Source organism: Anaerotignum sp., assembly GCF_017483025.1.
Taxonomy (GTDB): Bacteria; Bacillota; Clostridia; order Lachnospirales; family Anaerotignaceae; genus Anaerotignum_A.
In genome coordinates, this window is the sequence record NZ_JAFUMA010000110.1 from 1 (window position 1) to 3,178 (window position 3,178).

3 protein-coding genes are annotated in these 3,178 nt (G+C 47.9%); all 3 read left to right on the forward strand.

What is annotated here, in order from left to right; genetic code table 11:
- Positions 1–951: tRNA uridine-5-carboxymethylaminomethyl(34) synthesis GTPase MnmE (mnmE, locus tag IJ369_RS09590; RefSeq protein ID WP_290718500.1), on the forward strand; the 951-nt coding region annotated here is incomplete at its 5' end.
- Positions 952–980: 29 nt separating this feature from the next.
- On the forward strand, positions 981–1,778 hold the full coding sequence (locus IJ369_RS09595) for a carbon-nitrogen hydrolase family protein (protein ID WP_290718502.1): 798 nt from the start codon (positions 981–983) through the stop codon (positions 1,776–1,778).
- Between the two features lie 119 nt (positions 1,779–1,897).
- Positions 1,898–3,178: tRNA uridine-5-carboxymethylaminomethyl(34) synthesis enzyme MnmG (gene mnmG / locus IJ369_RS09600; protein ID WP_290718504.1), on the forward strand; the 1,281-nt coding region annotated here is incomplete at its 3' end.

The following is a 3,178-nucleotide window of genomic DNA, read 5'->3' on the forward strand; positions in this document are numbered from 1 at the left end:
CTTTCCCGTCAGGCGGCGGTGAATCAGCTGGAAGGCAGACTGAAAACAGCCGTACGGGAAATGCGTTATGAAATTCTGGATATGATCGCATCCATCGAAGCGGTCATCGACTATCCTGACTATGATGTGGAAGATGAGACCTACGGCAACATGGAAAAAGGCGCCACAAAGCTTCTGGCGACCATGGAAAAACTGCTGGAAGGTGCAGACAGAGGCAAGATCATCCGTGATGGTCTGCAGACGGTTATCGTTGGTAAGCCTAACGTGGGAAAATCCTCTCTGCTGAACTGGCTGTTGGAGGAAGACCGTGCTATCGTAACAGATATCCCCGGCACGACAAGGGATACGGTGGAAGAATATCTGAATATCGACGGCATCCCCATCAAAATCGTGGATACGGCAGGGATTCGTGAAACAGGTGACATGGTGGAACGGATGGGCGTGGAAAAATCCAAGGCCTATGCGGAAAAAGCCGATCTGGTCATCATGATGCTGGATGGCTCCCGTCCTCTGGAGGATGAGGACAAGGAAATTCTGTCCTTTATTAAAGATAAGAAAACCATCGTATTATTAAATAAAGTAGACTTGGAGCAGAAACTGTCTCTGGAGGAACTGGAAAATTATATTCCAAAAGAACAGATCCTGTTTATTTCCGTAAAGAAAAACAAAGGCTTTGATGCCCTGATCGATGCGTTGAAGAATATGTTCCTGGATGGCCATGCGGCAAGTGCGGATGATGCTCTGCTGGGGAATACCCGTCATAAAGATGCCCTCTACCGGGCGAAAGAGGCCATGGAGCATTGCATGGAGACCATCACCATGCGCATGCCAGAGGATTTCATTTCTCTGGATTTGCAGGATGCAAACAGAGCCCTGGGTGAAATCACAGGGGATACCAGCGATGATGAAATTATCGACCGTATCTTTACAAAATTCTGCTTAGGTAAATAATTGATACAAAAGATTGGAGATGTGTGAATATGAAAATTGCATTGGCGCAGATGAAAATGGCTCCCGATATGGAAGCGAACTATAAAAAATCTGTTGCGATGATCGAAGAAGCGTCGAAAAATGGCGCAGACCTGGTTTGCTTCCCTGAAGTACAGCTGACACCTTTCTTCCCTCAGTATGAAGGGAAAAATGTGGATGATTATGTACTGCATCTGGACAGCCCCTATGTGCAGGGTGTTTGCAACGCCTGCAAGGAAAACAAGATTTATGCTTCTCCCAATTTTTATATTGAAGAAAACGGCAAGCGTTATGATATGAGCCTGCTGGTGGATGATAACGGCGAAATTATCGGCAAGCAGAAGATGGTGCATATCGCCCAGGCGGAAAAATTCTATGAACAGGATTATTACACACCCTCCGAAGAAAGTTTTCAGGTGTTTGATACGAAATTCGGCAAGGTGGGTATCGTGGTATGCTTCGACAGACATTATCCCGAAAGCATCCGCACTTCTGCCCTGAACGGTGCGGAATTGATTATCGTACCTACAGCCAATACGAAGGATGAACCTTCCGAGCTGTTCCAGTGGGAAATGAAGATTCAGGCATTCCAGAGCGTAGTCAATGTGGTGATGTGCAACCGCGTGGGTCTGGAGGATGAAATGGATTTCTCCGGGGAATCCATCGTTTCCGATTACAACGGCAAGACTACTGCCCTGGCCGATGATTCCGAAATGATTCTGTATGCGGAAGTGGATATGGCAGGTGCCACAGAAACAAGAAACAGAAAACCTTATACAAATCTGAGAAGAACAGAATTGTATCAATAAAATGCAGATAAGGCCGCGGGGCAAAGCCCCTCGGTCTTGTTTTTTCGGCGTTTTTCCTGTAAAATAAAGTGTTAGTACAAATTTAAGCAATTATCCTTTATAGAAATGAGGAATCACATATGTATCAAGCAGAAACCATTGACGTTGCCGTGATCGGCGGCGGTCATGCCGGCTGTGAAGCGGCCCTTGCGGCGGCCCGCCTTGGCATGAATACGGTGATGTTTGCCATTTCTTTAGACAGCATCGCCATGATGCCCTGCAACCCTTCTATCGGGGGCAGTTCCAAGGGGCATCTGGTGCGTGAGGTAGACGCTTTGGGCGGCGAAATGGGCAAGGTCATCGACAAAACATACATCCAGACAAAAATGCTGAACACAGGCAAAGGCCCTGCGGTCTATTCCCTGCGGGCCCAGGCCGATAAGATCGCTTATCAGGTGGAAATGAAGCATCGTCTGGAAAACACACCCAACTTAAAAATCAAACAGGCGGAAATCGTGGATATTTTAATGGAAGACGGCAAGGTCAGCGGTGTGGTAACGGCTGCCGGTGCCATTTTCAACTGTAAAGCGGTTGTTCTGTGTATGGGTACCTACATGAAGGCACGCTGCCTGACTGGCGAACATATTACAGAAAGCGGCCCCAACAACCTGATGCCTGCCACAAAGCTGTCTGCGAGACTGATGGAAATGGGCATCGATCTGTTCCGTTTCAAGACAGGCACCCCTGCCAGAATGAACAGAAATTCTCTGGATTTCAGCAAAATGCAGCCCCAGTATGGCGATGAAGATATCGTGCCTTTTTCCTTTGAAAATAAGCCTGAGGATATCGCCAGAGAACAGGCCCTTTGCTGGCTGACCTATACCAATGAAAAAACCCATCAGGTCATCCGTGATAATCTGCATCGTTCTCCCATGTTTGGCGGCGTCATCGAAGGGACAGGCCCCCGTTATTGCCCTTCCATCGAGGACAAAATCGTTCGCTTTGCTGATAAGGAAAGACATCAGCTTTTCGTGGAGCCCGAAGGGGAAAATACGGAAGAAATGTACATTCAGGGCATGAGCTCCTCTCTGCCTGAGGATGTGCAGATCGAAATGTATCGCACCATCCCCGGCTTGGAAAACTGCGAAATCACCCGTTTTGCCTATGCCATCGAATATGACTGCATCGATGCGACACAGCTGAAATTGTCTCTGGAATTCAAGGATTTCCCCGGTCTGTTCAGTGCAGGTCAGTTTAACGGTTCCAGCGGCTATGAAGAAGCGGCGGCCCAGGGGTTGATTGGCGGCATCAATGCGGTGCATTATATTCAGGGGAAAGAACCTCTGATTTTGCAGCGTTCCGATGGCTACATTGGTGTTTTGATTGACGATATCGTAAACAAAGGCACAAGAGAACCCTAC

Bases quoted from the DNA above. Each gene is read 5' to 3' on its own strand.
- IJ369_RS09595 (WP_290718502.1), top strand. From the start codon at position 981: ATGAAAATTGCATTGGCGCAGATGAAAATGGCTCCCGATATGGAAGCG.